Origin of the sequence: Aeromicrobium sp. MLTX1, from assembly GCF_046452335.1 — a bacterium.
In the GTDB taxonomy this organism is placed as follows: domain Bacteria; phylum Actinomycetota; class Actinomycetes; order Propionibacteriales; family Nocardioidaceae; genus Aeromicrobium.
The window spans coordinates 548,480-564,393 of the sequence record NZ_JBKFDN010000002.1 but is presented as its reverse complement, the minus strand read 5'-3'; the positions used below and the strand labels follow the sequence as shown (position 1 = coordinate 564,393).

The 15,914-nt window shown below is 70.7% G+C and carries 14 protein-coding genes and 1 pseudogene; 11 read left to right on the top strand and 4 right to left on the bottom strand.

All coding sequences use genetic code 11. The annotated features are described in order from the left end of the window. Nucleotides 1–176: 176 nt before the first annotated feature. The 7 genes and pseudogenes from pyrR to ACK99Q_RS13230 form a co-directional block, all read left to right on the top strand. A pseudogene (gene pyrR / locus ACK99Q_RS13260) lies at nt 177–734 on the top strand (bifunctional pyr operon transcriptional regulator/uracil phosphoribosyltransferase PyrR); the annotation flags it as partial. Continuing rightward, nucleotides 731–1,663 (top strand): aspartate carbamoyltransferase catalytic subunit, encoded by a 933-nt coding sequence (locus tag ACK99Q_RS13255; RefSeq protein WP_410186588.1) that lies wholly within the window; start codon nt 731–733, stop codon nt 1,661–1,663. The pseudogene pyrR and the gene ACK99Q_RS13255, both read left to right, overlap by 4 nt. Then, a complete protein-coding gene (locus tag ACK99Q_RS13250; RefSeq protein WP_410186587.1) occupies nt 1,660–2,952 on the top strand; it encodes a dihydroorotase in 1,293 nt (430 codons plus the stop codon). The genes ACK99Q_RS13255 and ACK99Q_RS13250 overlap by 4 nt, the downstream gene beginning before the upstream one ends. After that, nucleotides 2,949–4,070 carry a glutamine-hydrolyzing carbamoyl-phosphate synthase small subunit gene (gene carA / locus ACK99Q_RS13245; protein WP_410186586.1) on the top strand — a complete coding sequence of 374 codons (1,122 nt, stop codon included), beginning with the start codon at nt 2,949–2,951 and terminating at the stop codon, nt 4,068–4,070. Before ACK99Q_RS13250 ends, carA begins: the two co-directional genes overlap by 4 nt. After that, entirely contained in the window at nt 4,054–7,380 is a 3,327-nt protein-coding gene (gene carB, locus ACK99Q_RS13240; protein ID WP_410186585.1) for a carbamoyl-phosphate synthase large subunit, read from the top strand. The genes carA and carB overlap by 17 nt, the downstream gene beginning before the upstream one ends. Next, on the top strand, nt 7,377–8,198 hold the full coding sequence (pyrF, locus tag ACK99Q_RS13235) for an orotidine-5'-phosphate decarboxylase (protein WP_410186584.1): 822 nt from the start codon (nt 7,377–7,379) through the stop codon (nt 8,196–8,198). The genes carB and pyrF overlap by 4 nt, the downstream gene beginning before the upstream one ends. 54 nt (nt 8,199–8,252) lie before the next feature. Next, entirely contained in the window at nt 8,253–8,873 is a 621-nt protein-coding gene (locus tag ACK99Q_RS13230) for a DUF5317 family protein (RefSeq protein ID WP_410186583.1), read from the top strand. A gap of 159 nt (nt 8,874–9,032) precedes the next feature. Here ACK99Q_RS13230 and ACK99Q_RS13225 read toward each other — a convergent pair whose 3' ends face one another. The 4 genes from ACK99Q_RS13225 to ACK99Q_RS13210 form a co-directional block, all read right to left on the bottom strand. Further along, nucleotides 9,033–11,477: a CHAT domain-containing protein gene (locus ACK99Q_RS13225; protein WP_410186582.1), complete on the bottom strand. Its 2,445-nt coding sequence runs from the start codon at nt 11,475–11,477 to the stop codon at nt 9,033–9,035. A gap of 12 nt (nt 11,478–11,489) precedes the next feature. After that, on the bottom strand, nt 11,490–12,899 hold the full coding sequence (locus tag ACK99Q_RS13220; RefSeq protein WP_410186581.1) for a S8 family serine peptidase: 1,410 nt from the start codon (nt 12,897–12,899) through the stop codon (nt 11,490–11,492). Nucleotides 12,900–13,117: 218 nt separating this feature from the next. Next, entirely contained in the window at nt 13,118–13,555 is a 438-nt protein-coding gene (locus tag ACK99Q_RS13215; RefSeq protein ID WP_410186580.1) for a hypothetical protein, read from the bottom strand. Beyond that, complete coding sequence (locus ACK99Q_RS13210; RefSeq protein ID WP_410186579.1) at nt 13,552–14,151, bottom strand: RNA polymerase sigma factor; 600 nt, start codon at nt 14,149–14,151, stop codon at nt 13,552–13,554. The genes ACK99Q_RS13215 and ACK99Q_RS13210 overlap by 4 nt, the downstream gene beginning before the upstream one ends. A gap of 104 nt (nt 14,152–14,255) precedes the next feature. Between ACK99Q_RS13210 and ACK99Q_RS13205 the strand changes: the two genes are divergently transcribed. The 4 genes from ACK99Q_RS13205 to rpoZ are packed head-to-tail and all read left to right on the top strand — an operon-like array spanning nt 14,256 to nt 15,911. Continuing rightward, entirely contained in the window at nt 14,256–14,687 is a 432-nt protein-coding gene (locus tag ACK99Q_RS13205) for a hypothetical protein (protein WP_410186578.1), read from the top strand. A gap of 7 nt (nt 14,688–14,694) precedes the next feature. Further along, nucleotides 14,695–15,015 carry an integration host factor, actinobacterial type gene (mihF, locus tag ACK99Q_RS13200; protein WP_410186577.1) on the top strand — a complete coding sequence of 107 codons (321 nt, stop codon included), beginning with the start codon at nt 14,695–14,697 and terminating at the stop codon, nt 15,013–15,015. Next, entirely contained in the window at nt 15,008–15,589 is a 582-nt protein-coding gene (gene gmk / locus ACK99Q_RS13195) for a guanylate kinase (RefSeq protein ID WP_410186576.1), read from the top strand. The genes mihF and gmk overlap by 8 nt, the downstream gene beginning before the upstream one ends. A 25-nt stretch (nt 15,590–15,614) precedes the next feature. Beyond that, nucleotides 15,615–15,911 (top strand): DNA-directed RNA polymerase subunit omega, encoded by a 297-nt coding sequence (gene rpoZ / locus ACK99Q_RS13190; protein ID WP_179424503.1) that lies wholly within the window; start codon nt 15,615–15,617, stop codon nt 15,909–15,911. Nucleotides 15,912–15,914 lie beyond the last annotated feature (3 nt).

The window sequence follows — 15,914 nt, the reverse complement described above, 5'->3', positions numbered from 1 at the left end:
GCACCTCGGCATCGTCGCTCTCGGACGGCAGGCGGCATCTTGGTACCAAGATGTCGCCCCAGCGACCGAAAGGTAGAAAGACTCGTCCCCAGGGCGCCCGGGCGCGCGCGGACCGTCCGCGGCCCCGGCGACGCCCACTGATAAAGTCGCTCCGAACCATCCTTTAACCACCGTCCCGTGAGGCGGAGAAGGAGGTCGGCTTGAGCACCGTCATGGATGCCACCGATGTCTCGCGTGCGCTGACACGCATCACCCACGAGATCCTCGAGAAGAATCGCGACGCCGAAGGTGTCGTCATCCTCGGGATCCCCACCCGCGGAGTCGAGCTCGCCGAGCGGATCGCCGCGAAGATGGCCGAGGTCGAGGGGACCACCATCAAGCCGGGCGCGCTCGACGTCACGATGTATCGCGACGACCTGCGCCTGAAGGCCCCGCGCGCGCTGGAGCACACGAGCCTCCCCGAGGACATCGACGGTCGCGTCGTCGTCCTGGTGGACGACGTGCTCATGAGCGGCCGCACGATCCGGGCGGCGCTCGACGCGCTCAGCGACCTCGGTCGCCCGAAGGCCGTGCAGCTGGCCGTCCTGGTCGATCGCGGCCACCGCGAGCTGCCGATCCGCGCCGACTTCGTCGGCAAGAACCTCCCGACCTCCAAGACCGAGAAGGTCCGCGTGCGCCTCGGTGACACCGACGGCACCGACGACTCGGTCACGATCGAGGGGAGCGACGCGTGAAGCACCTCCTCAGCGCCGGAGACCTGACCCGCGACGAGGCGGTGCGCATCCTCGACACCGCCGAGGAGCTGCTCAGCGTCGCTCAGCGCCCCATCAAGAAGCTGCCCACCCTGCGCGGCCGCACGATCGTCAATCTCTTCTTCGAGGACTCCACCCGCACGCGCATCAGCTTCGAGGCCGCCGCGAAGCGCCTCTCGGCCGACGTCATCAACTTCAGCGCGAAGGGCTCCAGCGTCAGCAAGGGCGAGAGCCTGAAGGACACCGCGCTGACGCTGCAGGCCATGGGCGCCGACGCGGTCGTCATCCGCCACCATGCCTCCGGCGCCCCGCACCGCCTCGCCACCTCCGAGTGGACGCGCGGCGCGGTGGTCAACGCCGGCGACGGCACGCACGAGCACCCCACGCAGGCCCTGCTCGACGCGTTCACGATGCGCAGCCGGCTGGGCGACCTCGAGGGCAAGAACGTCACGATCGTCGGCGACGTCCTGCACAGCCGCGTCGCCCGCTCGAACGCGCTGCTGCTCGACACGCTCGGCGCGAACGTCACGCTCGTGGCGCCGCCCACCCTGCTGCCCGTCGGCGTCGAGACCTGGCCCGTCGAGACCTCCTACGACCTCGACGCGAGCCTGGAGAAGGCCGACGCCGTCATGATGCTGCGCGTCCAGCGCGAGCGGATGAACGCCTCGTTCTTCCCCAGCGCCCGCGAGTACAGCCGACGCTACGGGCTCGACGTCGCCCGCACGAACCGGCTGCCCGACCACGCGATCGTCCTGCACCCCGGACCCATGAACCGGGGCATGGAGATCAACGCCGACGTCGCCGACAGCGACCGCTCCGTCATCGTCGAGCAGGTCACCAACGGCGTCGCCGTCCGCATGGCCGTCCTGTACCTGCTGCTGGGCGGCGCCACCGAGGGAGAGAACGCATGAGCACCGTGATCAAGGGCGCCCGGATCCTGGGCGGCGAGGCCGCCGACATCCTCGTCGAGGACGGCGTCATCACCGCCATCGGGGCCGATCTCACCGGCGACGAGACGGTCGACGCGGCGGGCCTGATCGCCCTGCCCGGCCTCGTCGACCTGCACACCCACCTGCGCGAGCCCGGCCGCGAGGACGCCGAGACCGTCCGCACCGGCACCCAGGCCGCCGCCCGCGGCGGTTTCACCTGCGTGTTCGCGATGGCCAACACCGAGCCCGTCGCCGACACCGCCGGCGTCGTCGAGCAGGTCTGGCGCCTCGGCCGCGAGCACGGCTACGCCGACGTGCAGCCCATCGGCGCCGTCACGGTCGGACTGGAGGGGGAGCGGCTCTCCGAGCTCGGCGCGATGGCCGACTCGGCCGCCCAGGTCCGCGTCTTCTCCGACGACGGCAAGTGCGTGAGCGACGCCGTCCTCATGCGCCGCGCGCTGGAGTACGTCAAGGCGTTCGACGGCGTCATCGCCCAGCACGCGCAGGAGCCGCGCCTCACCGAGGGCGCGCAGATGAACGAGGGCCCGCTGTCGGGCGAGCTCGGTCTCACCGGCTGGCCCGCGGTCGCCGAGGAGGCGATCATCGCCCGCGACGTCCTGCTCGCCGAGCACGTCGGCAGCCGCCTGCACGTGTGCCACCTGTCCACGCGCGGCTCGGTCGAGATCGTGCGCTGGGCCAAGAGCAGGGGCATCGACGTCACGGCCGAGGTCACGCCCCACCACCTGCTCCTCGACGACGAGCTCGTCCGCAGCTACGACCCGATCTACAAGGTCAACCCGCCGCTGCGCAGCAAGGACGACGTCCTCGCCGTCCGCGAGGGCCTGGCGGACGGCACTATCGACATCGTCGCCACCGACCACGCCCCGCACCCGATGGAGGACAAGGAGTGCGAGTGGGGCGCCGCCGCCTTCGGGATGATCGGCCTCGAGACCGCCCTGTCGATCGTTCAGCAGACGATGGTCGACACCGGCGCCCTCACGTGGGAGCGCGTCGCCGAGGTCATGAGTGCCACCCCCGCACGCATCGGGCGTGTCGCACATCACGGCCGTCCGCTGGCGGTCGGCGAGCCGGCCCACGTGGTGCTCTACGACCCGGCGGCCACGCGTACGATCGAACCCGCCGACACGGCCAGCCTGTCGCGCAACACCCCCTATGCCGGACGGGAGCTGCCGGGCCGAGTGGTCGCGACGTTCCTCGCCGGCAGGGCCACCGTCCTGGACGGAACTCTCGTGGAAGGAATCGGTCAGTGACGCATCCCCCCGCCATCCTGGTTCTCGAGGACGGACGCACCTTCCGCGGCCGCTCCTACGGCGCCACCGGCACCACCGTGGCCGAGATCGTCTTCAACACCGGCATGACCGGCTACCAGGAGACGCTGACCGACCCTTCGTACCGCGGCCAGATCGTGGTCATGACCGCCCCGCACGTCGGCAACACCGGCGCCAACGCCGAGGACTTCGAGTCCCGCCAGGTGTGGGTCGACGGCTACGTCGTGCGCGACCCCGCCCGCCAGCGATCGAACTGGCGCGCCGACCGCAGCCTCGACGACCTGCTGACCGACAGCGATGTCGTCGGCATCAGCGGCATCGACACCCGCGCCCTCACGCGTCACCTGCGCGAGCGCGGCTCGATGCGCGCCGGCATCAGCACCGAGCTCGACGCCGAGCAGCTGCTGGCGCAGGTCACGGCCGCTCCCGAGATGACCGGCTCGAACTACCTCGCCGACGTCACCGTCCCCGAGGCGCACGTCGTGCCGGCCGAGGGCGACAAGAAGTACACGGTCGTCGCGCTCGACCTCGGCATCAAGGGCATGACCCCCAGGCTGATGGCGCAGCGCGGCATCGAGGTGCACGTGCTGCCCGCGACCTCCACGCTCGAGGAGGTGCTCGAGCTGAACCCCGACGGCGTGTTCATGTCGAACGGCCCCGGCGACCCCGCCACCGCCGACCACCAGGTCGAGCTCGTGCAGGGCGTCCTCGAGCGCGGCACGCCGTACTTCGGCATCTGCCTGGGCAACCAGATCTTCGGCCGCGCGCTCGGCCGCGGGACCTACAAGCTCAAGTACGGCCACCGCGGCGTCAACCAGCCCGTGCAGGACCGCACCACCGGCAAGGTCGAGATCACGGCGCACAACCACGGCTTCGCCGTCGACGCGCCGCTCGACGAGGACTTCGAGACGCCCTTCGGGCCGGCCCGGGTCACCCACGTGTGCCTGAACGACGACGTCGTCGAGGGCATCGCCCTGCTGGACCGCCCCGGGTTCAGCGTCCAGTACCACCCCGAGGCCGCCGCGGGTCCGCACGACGCCGGCTACCTCTTCGACCGCTTCACCGACCTCATGGAGGCAGCCCGTGCCGAAGCGCACTGACATCGAGTCCGTCCTGGTCATCGGGTCCGGCCCGATCGTCATCGGCCAGGCGTGCGAGTTCGACTACTCGGGAACGCAGGCCTGCCGCGTGCTGCGCGAGGAGGGCATCCGCGTCGTCCTCGTGAACTCCAACCCGGCCACGATCATGACCGACCCGGAGTTCGCCGACGCCACCTACGTCGAGCCGATCACCCCCGAGTACGTCGAGAAGGTCATCGCCGCCGAGCGTCCCGACGCGCTGCTGGCGACCCTGGGCGGCCAGACCGCGCTCAACTGCGCCATGCAGCTGGACGCGGCGGGGATCCTGGAGAAGTACGGCGTCGAGCTGATCGGCGCGTCCATCGACGCGATCGAGAAGGGCGAGAACCGCGAGACCTTCAAGGCGATCGTCGAGGACCTGCCGAAGGAGTGGGGCGCCGAGGTGGCCCGCTCGGTCATCTGCCACACGATGGAGGAGTGCGAGGCCGGCGTCGAGACGCTCGGCGGCTACCCGGTCGTCGTGCGCCCCTCGTTCACGATGGGCGGCTCGGGCTCGGGCCTGGCGTACGACCACGACGACCTGCTGCGCATCGCCGGCTCCGGCCTGGCGCTCAGTCCCACCACCGAGGTCCTCCTGGAGGAGTCCATCCTCGGCTGGAAGGAGTACGAGCTCGAGGTCATGCGCGACACCGCCGACAACGTGGTGATCGTCTGCTCCATCGAGAACCTCGACCCGATGGGCGTCCACACCGGCGACTCGATCACCGTCGCCCCGGCGATGACCTTGACCGACGTCGAGTACCAGCGCCTGCGCGACATCTCGATCGGCGTCATCCGCGAGGTCGGCGTCGACACCGGCGGCTGCAACATCCAGTTCGCGGTCAACCCGGTCGACGGCCGCATCGTCGTCATCGAGATGAACCCGCGCGTCTCGCGCTCGTCGGCGCTGGCGTCGAAGGCCACCGGCTTCCCGATCGCCAAGATCGCCGCGAAGGTCGCCATCGGCTACACGCTCGACGAGATCCCGAACGACATCACGCAGGAGACGCCGGCCAGCTTCGAGCCCACGCTCGACTACGTCGTCGTCAAGGTGCCGCGGTTCGCGTTCGAGAAGTTCCCGGCCGCCGACGCCACGCTGACCACGCACATGAAGTCGGTCGGCGAGGCCATGGCCATCGGCCGCAACTTCACCGAGGCGCTGCAGAAGTCGCTGCGCTCGCTCGAGCGTCCCGACGCGGTGTTCTCCTGGGAGCGCGAGTGGGTCGACCTCGACAAGGAGGCGCTGCTGAAGTCGGCGTCGGTGCCGCACGACGGCCGCCTGCGCGAGGTCATGGACGCGCTGCGCGCCGGCGCGACGCCCGAGGAGGTCTTCGAGGCCACGTCGATCGACCCGTGGTTCGTCGACCAGCTCGCGCTGCTCAACGAGGTCGCCGCCGAGCTGACCGCCGCCGAGCGGCTCACGCCGGATCTGCTGCACCACGCCAAGCGCCACGGCTTCTCCGACGCGCAGATCGGTCGCATCCGGGGCCTGTCCGAGGAGGTCGTCCGCGGCGTCCGGCACGCACTCGGCGTCCGTCCCGTCTACAAGACCGTGGACACGTGCGCCGCCGAGTTCTCGGCCAAGACCCCGTACCACTACTCGTCGTACGACGAGGAGACCGAGGTCGAGCCGCGCGAGCGCGAGGCCGTCATCATCCTGGGCTCGGGCCCGAACCGCATCGGTCAGGGCATCGAGTTCGACTACTCGTGCGTGCACGCGTCGCTCGCGCTGTCCGAGGCCGGCTACGAGACCGTCATGGTCAACTGCAACCCCGAGACCGTCTCCACCGACTACGACACCAGCGACCGGCTGTACTTCGAGCCGCTCACGCTGGAGGACGTGCTCGAGGTCGTGCACGCCGAGCAGCAGGCGGGGCCCGTCGCGGGCGTCGTCGTGCAGCTCGGCGGCCAGACGCCGCTCGGCCTGGCCGCGGGCCTGAAGGCCGCGGGCGTGCCGATCGTCGGCACCCAGCCCGAGGCGATCGACCTCGCCGAGGAGCGCGGCGCGTTCGGTCGCGTGCTCACCGCGGCCGGTCTGCCGGCGCCGAAGCACGGCACCGCCACCACGTTCGAGGGCGCGAAGCAGATCGCCGACGAGATCGGCTACCCCGTGCTCGTGCGCCCGTCCTACGTGCTCGGCGGCCGCGGCATGGAGATCGTCTACGACGAGGAGTCGCTCTCGACCTACATCGAGAACGCCACCGAGATCTCGCCCGACCGGCCGGTGCTGGTCGACCGCTTCCTCGACGATGCGGTCGAGATCGACGTCGACGCGCTGTTCGACGGCGAGGAGCTGTTCCTCGGCGGCGTCATGGAGCACATCGAGGAGGCCGGCGTCCACTCCGGCGACTCGGCCTGCGCCCTGCCGCCGATCACCCTCGGCAGCCTCGAGATCGACAAGATCCGCGCCTCCACCGAGGCGATCGCCCGCGGCGTCGGCGTGCACGGTCTGATCAACATCCAGTTCGCGCTGAGCTCGGACACGGTCTACGTGCTCGAGGCCAACCCGCGTGCGTCGCGCACCGTGCCGTTCGTCTCCAAGGCCACGGCCACCCCGCTGGCCAAGGCCGCGGCGCGCCTCATGCTCGGCGAGTCGATCGCCGACCTGCGCGCCGCCGGCGTCCTGCCCGCCGAGGGCGACGGGGGCCGGCTGCCGGTCACCGCGCCCATCGCGGTCAAGGAGGCGGTCATGCCGTTCAACCGGTTCCGCACCTACGACGGTCGATATGTCGACACGCTGCTCGGTCCCGAGATGCGCTCGACGGGCGAGGTCATGGGCATCGACGCGTCGTTCGGCTCGGCGTTCGCCAAGAGCCAGTCGGCCTCGGGCGCCCAGAACGGCCTGCCCACCTCGGGCACGGTCTTCGTCTCGGTGGCCAACCGCGACAAGCGCCACATGATCTTCCCGATCAAGCGCCTGGCCGACCTCGGCTTCGAGATCCTCGCCACGAGCGGCACCGCCGAGGTGCTCCAGCGCAACGGCGTGCAGGCCACGGTGCTGCGCAAGCTCCACGAGGAGGGCTCGCAGGGCAGCACGGTCGTGCAGAAGATCAACGACCGCGAGGTCCAGCTGATCGTCAACACCCCGCACGGTCTGTCCAGCGGCGCCAACGCGCGCGTCGACGGCTACGAGATCCGCACGGCCGCGGTGGCCGAGGGCATCCCGTGCCTCACCACCGTGCAGGCGCTCGCCGCCGCGGTGCAGGGCATCGAGGCCGAGATCGCCGGCAGCATCGGCGTGCGTCCGCTCCAGTCGTGGGCGGAGACGGTGGCCCAGCCGGTGACGCGATGAGCTTCGGCAGCCGCGCCCACGTGGCGATGCAGGCGTACGGTCCGCTGTGCGTCGGCATCGACCCCCACGCCCACCTCCTGGAGGAGTGGGGGCTGGAGGATTCGGTCGACGGGCTCGACCGGTTCGCCGCCACGTGCGTCGAGGCGTTCGCCGGCAAGGTGGCGTTCGTGAAGCCGCAGTCGGCGTTCTTCGAGAGGTTCGGCGCGGCCGGCGTCGCCATCTTGGAGCGCACCCTGCAGGACCTGCGGCACACCGGCACGCTGACGATCCTCGACGTGAAGCGCGGTGACATCGGCTCCACCGCCGGTGCCTACGCCGACGCCTACCTCGACGACGACGCCCCGATGGCGGCCGACGCGATCACCGTGAGCCCGTACCTGGGCTTCGGCTCGCTGACGCCGTTCTTCGCCGCCGCCGAGAAGAACGACGCGGGCGTGTTCGTGCTCGCGTTCACCTCCAACCCTGAGGCGATCCGCTACCAGGCCGCCACCACGTCGTCCGGCATGTCGGTGGGCGACGAGGTGCTGGTCGAGCTGGGCCACGCCAACGAGGGCGCCGACCCGATGGGCTCGTTCGGAGCCGTCATCGGCGCCACCGTGGCCCACCTGGACACCCAGCGCCTCGAGTTCAACGGCCCGATCCTGGTGCCCGGCTACGGCGCCCAGGGCGGCACGGTCGACGACCTGCGCCGCCTCTTCGGCACCGTCACCGACCAGATCGTCCCGAGCACCTCGCGCGACGTCCTGTCCAAGGGGCCCGACGTGGCAAACCTCCGAGCCGCCGCCGCCGCGGTGAACGACGCGTTGTCCCTGCTCTGACCGAATCCTGACGAAAGTCCCTCGCCGCGGTCTCCGACCGTCTACCTTCGGTGAATGCCGAGCTCGGGGGAATGGTTGATCATCGCTGTCGTCGCGACGATCTCTCTCCTGCTACTCGTCATCGGGCGTTCCCGCGGCTGGCGCACGCTGTTCCCGACCGATCTTCGGCTCGCGGCGTTGATCCCGGCCGCTCTGGCCATCAGCGCCGTCGCCGATCACCTCATCCGCACCGGTACCCACGAGACGATGGCGTCCCGCGCCAAGGGCGGCGCCGTGTTGACCTTGGCCCTGGTCCTGCTCTGGGCGAACCGGATTCGCGTCCGCAACCGGTGGACGGCCGTCGCGCTCGTCGCAACCGTCGTGGGAGTGAGCTTCAACTCCTTCGCCACGTTGGTTCGTGGGGGAATGCCGGTGGTCGCGGTGGCCGCGCGCGAGGTTGGATTGGACGCCACGGACCTCAGACCCGGCTACGTGTGGGCCGATCCGGGCAGCCTCGTCGACTGGGTGTTCGGTGACTCGATCCCGATGGAGTTGATCGGAGCCGTCGTCAGCGTGGGCGACGTGCTGCTGCTGATCGGCTTCGGGCCCCTTCTCGTGTGGTTCCTCGTGGGCGTGTTCGCTCCGCCCTCCTCGACTTCCCCGTCCCGACCATCGTTGAGAGGAGAGATGACATGACGAGTTCCTTCAAGTCCCGGCTTCTGGTGGCGTCGACTGCGGTCGGCATGACGGCATACGCCGTGGTCACGTTCGCCGCGCCACTGACGCGCGGCAACTGAGTGGAGGGCGGCGGGCCTCGAAACTCGCCGCCCTTCCCACCGTTGACAGTGGGTCAGCTCACCAGCCGGCGCCGAAGGACACGAACGAGGTGGGGCGGTCGGCGGTGGCCTCGGCGAGGGCGACGGCCGGGGGAGTGCCGGCGGCCATGAGGCGGTGCACGTCCTGCAGGACCTCGCACGCCTCGTCGTCGGCGACGGCGGCGGGCGAGGCGATCACGCAGCGCGCGCCGGCGTGCAGCCACGCGTTGACCATGCCGAGCGACTCCTCGGCCCAGCGCTGCGTCGAGCGACCCACCTCGCACGCCGAGAGAACCACCACGTCCGGCACGTCCGTCAGCCCGTCGAGGTCGTACCCGAACAGGGGACCGTCGGCGAGGAGGACCGCTGAGAACAGCGGGTTCTCGGCGGCATGCCGGCCATGGGCCGAGATGTGCAGGAGATCGGCGCCGTCGGCGGCCGCCAGCGTGGCAGCGACCGTCGCCTGACCATCGGTCAGGCTCGTCGAGCCGAGCCAGCGCGCAGCCGACTGCTTCACCTCCTCGACGGCGCGAGGCACGTCGGGCCCGGCGACGAACGTCACCGCGGTCGGTGTCATCAGGCCGCGGGTCTCGAGCCACCGCGTGGCAGCCGACGCCACCGTGACCGGCCGGCCCACGAACCCCGGCAGCATCGACCACGGAACGCCCGCCAGCACGCCGGCCTGGGTGATCACGACGCGCCGGTCGCCGACGTGTTCCAGCAGGGGCCCCACCAGCGCCTCGGCCAGCTGCTCCAGCCGCCGCTTGCGTCCGGCCAGGACGACCTGCGCCAGGGCCGGGCTCAGACTGCTGGCACTCACGTCGAGGTCGGCCTGCAGTCCCGCGAGCAGCTCCCACAGCGGTTGGGCCGACCCGAGGTCGCACACGACACGCACGTCATCGGTCGCCACGAGCGCATGGACGCGGGAGCCACCGTCCCACACGTAGCTGACCAGGGCACTGTCGGTGCCCAGCGCCGCCGTCACCGTCTCGAGATCGGCGACGGAGCGGACCTCGCCCGATCCAGCGCCGAGCCACGCACGCTCGCGCACCCGACGGCGCAGGACCGCGAGACGCTGCGCCTCGACCGTCCCGGGATCCGGCTCCGTGACCGTCAGGGCACGGATCTCGATGAGGTCCGAGGCCGCTGCGGGATCGTGCGGCGGACGCACGGGCACGACCCGAGTCGTCAGCGCCCGTGCCCGCTCGGACCACTCGAAGACCAGGTCGGGGGACCCGGTCTCCAGGGCCAGCTGGAGTCCGCGCGCCGCCAGCGCGCGTCCGTGCCCCACCAGCGAGCTCATGAGATCGAGGCTGCTGAACGACGCCTGCCAGTCGTGCAAGAGCTCCAGGCCGGCTCGGAGATGGTGCAGCGCCGTGCGGCGCCGTCCCAGCGCCGACGACAGCTCGGCCTTGGTCCCGCGCTCGAGCAGTCGTTCCGTGAGCGAGTCCCGCGCATTCGTTCGGCCGCGGTGCAGCCGAGCACGCGCCTCGTCCAGGCGCCCCAGGCCGACGGCGGCACGCGCGGCGTAGAGGTCCAGCAGCTGCGCCTCGTGGTGCATGGCGTGTGAGCGCAGCGCCTCCGCGAGGTCGTCCGTCTCACTGAGCCACCTTCCACCGACGCGCCCGTCGACCACCTCGGTGATGCACTCGAGCGTGTCGGCGCGCAGGGCCCACGCCGTGTTGCCGTGGCGGCGAAGGCGCCGCGCGGCCGATCGGGCCACGAGTCGGGCGCGGTTCGCATCGGTGAACAGCAGCGCCCGCCCGAGCACGAACTCGGACTCGGCCCGCATCCGCGGCAGCCGCAGGTCGGCGAAGCGCGTGGTCGCCGTCTCGAGCTCCGTGACGGCCTCGCTGACCCGACCAGCTGCCAGCAGCACCTCCGCGCGATCCTGGGCCATGACGGCGGTCAGCTGGGCGCTGGGACGACCCATCGCCTCGACGGCCACGCCCATGTGCGTCAACGCTGCGACCAGGTCGCCGCGCTTGAGCGCCGCATAGCCACGATTGTGCAGGGCACCGGCGCGGGCGACGGGATCCTCGGCGAGGTCCTCCGCGGCGAGAGCGAAGTCGCGCTCCGCTCGCTCGTAGTCCCCGAGGTCGAGCAGCGCGACGCCGCGATTCATGAGGACGTTCCCGCGCTCGGCGGTTCCGCGGGGGAGTGCAGGGAGCGCCAGATCGAACAGCGGGAGTGCGGCGTCGGCCTCACCACCTCGCAGCAACAGGATTGCGTGCTGTCCACGAACCACGGCGCGGGAGTGCGGTGTCAGTCCTTCGTGCCGCAGCGCTTCGGCGCACAGCGCCAAGGCGCTCTCACGGTCGCCCAGCTCGGCCTCGACGTAGGCCAACGTGGCGATGATCCGGGCGGCACGGTCCGGATCATCGGCCGCCGCTCGGGCTTCGAGCAGCAGCGACCGGGAACGGCGGAAGTGCCCGCGGTTGACGGCCGCGACTCCGCGATCGTGCAACTGCTCCGCCGTCGTCATGGCTCTACGCTCTCACTGCGAGGTGATCCGTTCGACGACTTCGGACGAACGCGTGACCGCCTCAGGCCAGGACTCGGTCTTCTGCAGGGTGGGCGCGAGCGCCTCGGCCAGCTCGGCGGCGAACACCGGTGCCGCGAACGACGTGCCGCTCCAGACGGCGAAGCCGCTGCGGAAGTCGTCCGGGTCGATGGACTCACGCTGACGTCCATAGGCCTGCAACCGTGCGGGCGGCTCGAGTCCCGCCTGGAACGGGGGCACGGTGCTCACCAGCGACGTGCCCAGCCGGTGGACGCCGATCCACGGGCCGGCGTTGCAGTAGATCGCATCCGTCACGCCGTTCGTGTTGAGCGCTCCCACCGTGACGATCGGGGTCGTTCCGGGGTCGAGGCGGATGATCGACTCCACGCCGGGATGAGGGCTCCAGGCGGCAGGGAACATCGGTCGCGCCGTGGCGTCGTTGCCAGCGGAGCAGACGACGACCGTTCCCGTTCGTCCGATGGCCGCCAGGAGCTCATAGAACGTCGGGTCGAACTTCTCGTCCTTCGGGCTCTCGTGGTAGTACCCGAACGACAGATTCAGGACGTCGAGCGTGAGCCGCTGCGGATCCGTGTCGGGCAGGCGCAGCAGAGCTGCGACCTTCGCGACGACGGTGAGCAGGTCCGACTCGGCCAGCGTGCCGTCGGAGTCGACCGCGCGCCACCACCAGATGTCGGCATCGGGACAGCCCTGGTGCACGAGTCCGACGATGAAGGTTCCGTGGCCGGATGCCTCGTCGAGCACGCCGTCCAACGGCCCGCCCACGTCGCCGACGCTCTCGGGGTCGGTGTCGGCCCCGTCATGCCCGATCGGAGCATGCGGGCCGAGCGACGTGCCGTCGTGCACGAAGCTGTCGGAGAACCAGTCATGCTTCCCGCACCCGGTGTCGATGACGCCCACGTGCGGGCGCCGCTCGCCGGAGGGTTGGTCTGCGCGATGTGGTGGGCGCCCCGCGAAGGCGATCGGCTGCCGTCCGCCCGTGCCCGGATCTGCATAGGCATCCACCAGGAAGCCGTTGGAGCGCGTGATCGGGTTCGAGCGGGTGATCGGGTTCGAGCGGGTGATCGGATTCGAGCGGGTGATCGGGTTGGAGCGCGTGATGGGGTTGACGGTCATCACATGGTCGAGACCGATTCCGAAGAGCACCTCATCACCGCGGGCCATCGCTCGGGCGGTCTGCAGCAGGGACCATGCGTCCGGTGGGCGGGCGCGGGCGTCGTCTCGCGCCACGATCAGAACCCGGAGTAGACCGACGTTCCCGGTCGCCCACGGATAACGTTCGGCCCGGGATCGCCGTTCCTCCTCGGTGCTCTCGATCTCGATGCGCGGGAAGCTGTCGTCGACGCGGACGTCCCAGTGGAACGTGTCGGCGGCGCGGTCGAGCACCTCGATGGCTGCGTCCGTGTCGATGAGCGTCGACACCAGGAGCCGGGTGGCGAGGTAGGCCGTGGGCTTCGCGTCGGGGTCCGGCGCCGCCGCGGCGGTGGTCGGATCGAGGATCTTGCCCTCGCGCTCGGCAACGGATTGGCGTCGGGTCCACTCGTCCCGTGCCTCCAGCGACGGGGGACGACGACGTCCGTCGTTCTCGGGGGCCATGCTGCTCCTCAGATCTCGAAGGTGGGGGTGGCGAGCTCGGTGTCACCCGAGAAGTAGATGCGAATGAGCCCGGCGGGCAGCGACTCGAACTCGAACCGGCCGTCGGTGACGTCGGCGGTCCAGGTCTGGTCGCCCGCGGTGAGGCGGGCGTGGCTGGCGCCGGCGCCGGTGACCCAGCCGTCCACGCGTCGGGTGGTCTCGTCGACCTCGGCCACGCGCAGCAGGATGGACGTCTCGTCGTGGGAGAACTCGATGGTGATGACGCCCGAGCCCCGGGTGCCGGCCAGCTCGGTGCTGCGACCCAGCAGGCTCAGCAGCTCGTAGTCGGCGTCGAGGTTCTCGGCGGCGATGGCCGCGATCATGGCGTCGGCCAGGTGGGCCGGCGGCGGATCGAGCTGCTCGAACATCGCTCGCAGGTCGGTGAAGATCGGATCGCGCTCGGTCATGACGTGGCCCCCTCGCCGGAGATGACGGCCTTGAGCTTCTCGAGGCAGCGACGGCGCGTCGGTCCGATGCTGCCCACGGGCATGCCCAGGTCCTCGGAGATGTGCTGGTAGTCGGGACGGTCGTCGAAGGCGATCACCCGCAGCAGGCGCTGACAGCGCTCGTTGAGCTGGGCGACCGCCGACCACAGCCGGTGGCTCTCGTCGGCCTCGACCGCCTCGGACTCGGCGGCGGGGGAGCTGGGCAGGACGGGAGCGAGCAGCTCGTCGTCCGCCGGGTCCTCGCGCCGGTTCCGTGAGGCGACCCGCCACGCCTGGCGCCGGGCCGTGATGATGAGCCAGGACGACACCGCGCGGGGGTTCTCCACGGCGTCGGCCTTGCGCACGAGAGTCAGCCAGGTGAACTGGATGACGTCCTCGCAGACGTCCTCGTCGAGGCGGTACGCCCGCACCACGTGCCACAGCACGGGGGTCATCTCCCGGACGAGGTCGTCGATCGCTCCGCGGTCCCCGTCACGCCAGCGGGCGAAGGCCTCGCCGGAGCGGATCCACGGGCCCTCGTCGGAAGCTGCTGGTTCGGGTGACTTTTCGCTGGTCACGAAGTTCATTGTGCGCACATCCGAGACGAGGCAGGAAGAGGACGCGCTGATACACGCGGCGCACGGACCGCTGGAGCGAGGGTCCGCGCTAGTAACCTGTCGGGGTGCGACGACCCTCCCTGCTGCTGTCCGTGGTCCTCGGTCTCGCGACCCTGGCGGGCTGCTCGGGCGGGGGACCGTACTGCGACGCGGTCGACGCGGGACGTGAGCCGCTGGCCACCTTCGGCGAGCAGAGCGACGCCGCCTTCTCCACCTACGCCGACGTCACGACGAAGATCTCGCGCGTGGCCCCGGCCGACGTCAAGAAGGAGTGGAAGTCGATCGCCGTGTCGACGAAGAAGGTCGTCATCGCGCACCGCACGTCCGGCCTGCCGCTGGAGGACATGAAGGACGAGGTCAAGGTGAACGCGCTGTCCCAGAAGGACATCGACCAGATCACCGCGGCCCACGAGGCCTTCAACGACACCAAGGCCCAACGCGAGGACGTGGTCGAGCACGTGCACGACGAGTGCGGCATCGACCTGTCGAAGAAGTGAGGAGACCATGGCACTTCCCGAACTGACCGACGAGCAGCGCCGGGCCGCGCTGGCCAAGGCCGCCGCCGCGCGCCAGGTGCGCGCCGAGGTGAAGAACCGCCTGCGGCACTCCGGCGCCAGCATCGCCGACGTGCTGGCCGAGGCCCAGCGCAACGAAGCCGTCGCCAAGATCAAGGTCCTCGACCTGCTCCAGAGCATCCCCGGCATCGGCAAGCTCACCGCGCAGCAGATCATGGCCGAGCTCAACATCGCCGAGAGCCGGCGCCTGCGCGGCCTGGGCTCCAACCAGGCCAAGGGGCTCGTGGCCGAGATCAGCCGCCGTGGCTGAGCGCGGTCGGCTCATCGTCCTCGCCGGACCCACCGCGGTCGGCAAGGGCACCGTCGCGGGCTGGATCCGCGAGCACCACCCCGAGATCGCGATGTCGGTGTCGGCCACCACGCGCCCGCCGCGCCCCGGCGAGATCGACGGCACGCACTACCACTTCGTCTCGCCCGAGGAGTTCGACCGGCTGATCGAGAACGACGGCCTGCTCGAGTGGGCCACGGTCCACGGCGTCAACCGCTACGGCACCCCGCGCGCGCCCGTCGAGCGGAAGCTGGCGCAGGGGGAGTCGGTGCTGCTCGAGATCGACCTGCAGGGCGCGCGGCAGGTGCGCGAGGCGCTGCCCGAGGCCTACCTCGTCTTCCTGGCCCCGCCCAGCTGGGACGAGCTGGTCAGCCGCCTCGTCGGACGGGGCACCGAGACCGAGGCCGAGCGCGAGCGCCGGCTGGCCACTGCGCGCGAGGAGCTGGCGGCGGTGTCGGAGTTCGACACCACCATCGTCAACACCGAGGTCGAGGAAGCGGGGCGCGAGTTGGTAGACTTGTTCAGATCACGCCCGCCAGCCGACCCTGCCGGGTGAACCTCGAAACTTCTGGAGATTCTGAGTGTCCACGACACGTTCTGCCGCCGAAGGCATCACCAACCCGCCGATCGACGACCTGCTCGAGAAGGCGGACTCCAAGTACAAGCTGGTCCTCTACAGCGCCAAGCGCGCCCGCCAGATCAACGCCTACTACTCCCAGCTGGGCGAGGGCCTGCTCGAGTACGTCGGCCCCCTGCTGGAGACCGAGGTCCAGGAGAAGCCGCTGTCGATCGCGCTGCGCGAGATCAACGCCGGCCTGCTGACCGTCGAGGACGTGCCGGCCGACGCCGTCGCGACCGAGACCCCCACCGAGGCCTGAGCC

Coding starts and splice junctions, on each gene's coding strand:
- ACK99Q_RS13225 (WP_410186582.1), bottom strand. CDS start 11,477: ATGACGACGGCGGAGCAGTTGCACGATCGCGGAGTCGCGGCCGTCAAC.
- ACK99Q_RS13230 (WP_410186583.1), top strand. CDS start 8,253: ATGCCGAGCTCGGGGGAATGGTTGATCATCGCTGTCGTCGCGACGATC.
- mihF (WP_410186577.1), top strand. CDS start 14,695: ATGGCACTTCCCGAACTGACCGACGAGCAGCGCCGGGCCGCGCTGGCC.
- ACK99Q_RS13250 (WP_410186587.1), top strand. CDS start 1,660: ATGAGCACCGTGATCAAGGGCGCCCGGATCCTGGGCGGCGAGGCCGCC.
- ACK99Q_RS13215 (WP_410186580.1), bottom strand. CDS start 13,555: ATGACCGAGCGCGATCCGATCTTCACCGACCTGCGAGCGATGTTCGAG.
- pyrF (WP_410186584.1), top strand. CDS start 7,377: ATGAGCTTCGGCAGCCGCGCCCACGTGGCGATGCAGGCGTACGGTCCG.